Raw genomic sequence first — 2,338 nt, forward strand, 5'->3', positions numbered from 1 at the left:
GCTCCCAATGCAACCGCGCCCGTCCCGGTCGCGACACTAGGATCACCGATCGCAACTGCACCATTGCCGCTCGCAGTGTTGGCCACACCGATCGACACCGCCTTACCGCCCGTCGCCGTTGCCGTCTGACCAATTGCGACCGCGCCAGCGGAATTGGCCAACGCATTCGAACCTTGTGCGATCGAATTGCCGCCAATTGCCTGTGCGCCACCTCCGATTGCAATGTCGTTAACCAAAGTCGGATCAGACGATGAACCAGCCGTCGATGCCGCACCAATCGCTACCGAATTGGTGCCATACGCATCGGTAATCTGCGTATGCTTTCCATTTCCGCCACCAACCGCAATCGAGCCATTTCCAAAGGTCCGAGCATCATTTCCCAAGGCTGACGATCCGACGCCCTTGGCCCATGCTCCAGAACCCAAAGCCGTCGCACTATCGGCATTTGCAACCGCTTGATGACCAACAGCCACCGCAGAAGGTGCGGTTCCTACACCGTTCATTCCTTGCGTGGTGGCCAAATTCCCAATCGCGACACTGTAGTCTTCTGCTGCGGTAGCGCTATCCCCCAACGCTACGCTGCGAAGTCCAGTCACGTTAGCATGGTTGCCGATCGCGACCGCACCGAGCGACTTCGCGCTCGCGCCGTCACCGACCGACACAGAGCTTACGCCTGCCGCCGTTGCATTGGTACCTGCCGCCAGTGCGTTGATGCCGGTAGCACCGTTGTTGTTGTAGTTGCCCTGTTGCGTGCCATTGTCGTTCACGCTGTAGTAATGCGCCTTCGCTGCGTTGATCGCCGTCGATGTCGACGTTGACAAAGACGTTACCGTACTGTCGGTCGTCGACAGGCCCGTCGACAACGAGTTGACACTGGACGACGTCGAGGTCGACAGCGACGTAATCGAACTGGTCGCCGTGCTCAGGCCTGTCGATGTGGACGTCGACAGGCTGTCGATCGCGGTGTTCGTCGCATACAGCTGCGAGCCATTGATCGCATCCGTGCTCGTTGCCATTACCCGGCCCGCCGCCACGTTCGTGACCTGGCGCTCCGCGCCGGGCGCGCCCACGCTCACCACGCTCGACGGCGTCGTACCCGCGTAGTTGTACGTCACCCCACCGATCGTGCCCGTCGCCGTCGGATTCGCTGCCGCCGTTACGGAGTTGGAGCCCAGGGCGACATCCCCGGCGTTCTTCGCCGTGGTCTGCTGGCCGATCGCAACCGTCCCGTTCGCGCTCGCGTTCGCACCGTCACCAACTGCCACCGAGCTCGCACCCGCCGCAGTTGCATTGGTACCGGCCGCCAGTGCGTTAATGCCCGTGGCGCCGTTGTTGTTGTAGTTGCCCTGTTGCGTGCCGTTGTCGTTCACGCTGTAGTAGTGCGTCTTCGCCGCTTCGATCGCCGTCGAGGTCGAAGTAGACAACGAGTTGAAGCCCGTCGATGTCGACGTCGACAGCGACGTCACCGAACTATTCGTCGTGCTCAGGCCGGTCGACAGCGAGTTCACGCTGGACGACGTCGACGTCGACAACGACGTAATCGAACTGGTCGCCGTGCTCAGACCCGTCGACAGCGAGTTGACGCTGGACGACGTCGACGTCGACAGCGATGTGATCGAACTAGTCGCCGTGCTCAGGCCCGTCGACGTCGACGTCGACAACGAGTTGACACTGGACGACGTCGAGGTCGACAGCGACGTGATCGAGCTGGTCGCCGTGCTCAGGCCCGTCGATGTGGACGTCGACAGGCTGTCGATCGCGGTGTTCGTCGCATACAGCTGCGAGCCATTGATCGCATCCGTGCTCGTTGCCATTACCCGGCCCGCCGCCACGTTCGTGATCTGGCGCTCCGCGCCAGGCGCACCCACGCTCACCACGCTCGACGGCTTCGTGCCCGCGTAGTTGTACGTCACTCCACCGATCGTGCCCGTCGCCGTCGGACTCGCTGCAGCCGTCACGGAGTTGGAGCCCAGGGCAACATCTCCGGCGTTCTTCGCCGTGGCCTGCTGGCCGATCGCAACCGTCCCGTTCGCGCTCGCGTTCGCACCGTCACCAACTGCCACCGAGCTCGCACCCGCCGCGGTTGCATTGGTACCGGCCGCCAGTGCGTTAATGCCCGTGGCCCCGTTGTTGTTGTAGTTGCCTTGCTGGGTGCCGTTGTCGTTCACGCTGTAGTAGTGCGTCTTCGCCGCTTCGATCGCCGTCGAGGTCGAAGTAGACAATGAGTTGAAGCCCGTCGCTGTCGACGTCGACAGCGACGTCACCGAACTATTCGTCGTGCTCAGACCCGTCGACGTGGACGTCGACAGGGACGTCACCGTACTGTCGGTCGTCGACA

Annotated in this window: 1 protein-coding gene; it reads right to left on the bottom strand. The window is 62.4% G+C overall.

The features are described from left to right. Positions 1 to 2,338, bottom strand: a 2,338-nt coding sequence (locus BLA15945_RS38125; RefSeq protein ID WP_455578881.1) for a YadA family autotransporter adhesin, incomplete at both ends; no start/stop codon positions are given.

The sequence above is a fragment of the Burkholderia arboris genome (genome assembly GCF_902499125.1).
Classification (GTDB): Bacteria; Pseudomonadota; Gammaproteobacteria; order Burkholderiales; family Burkholderiaceae; genus Burkholderia; species Burkholderia arboris.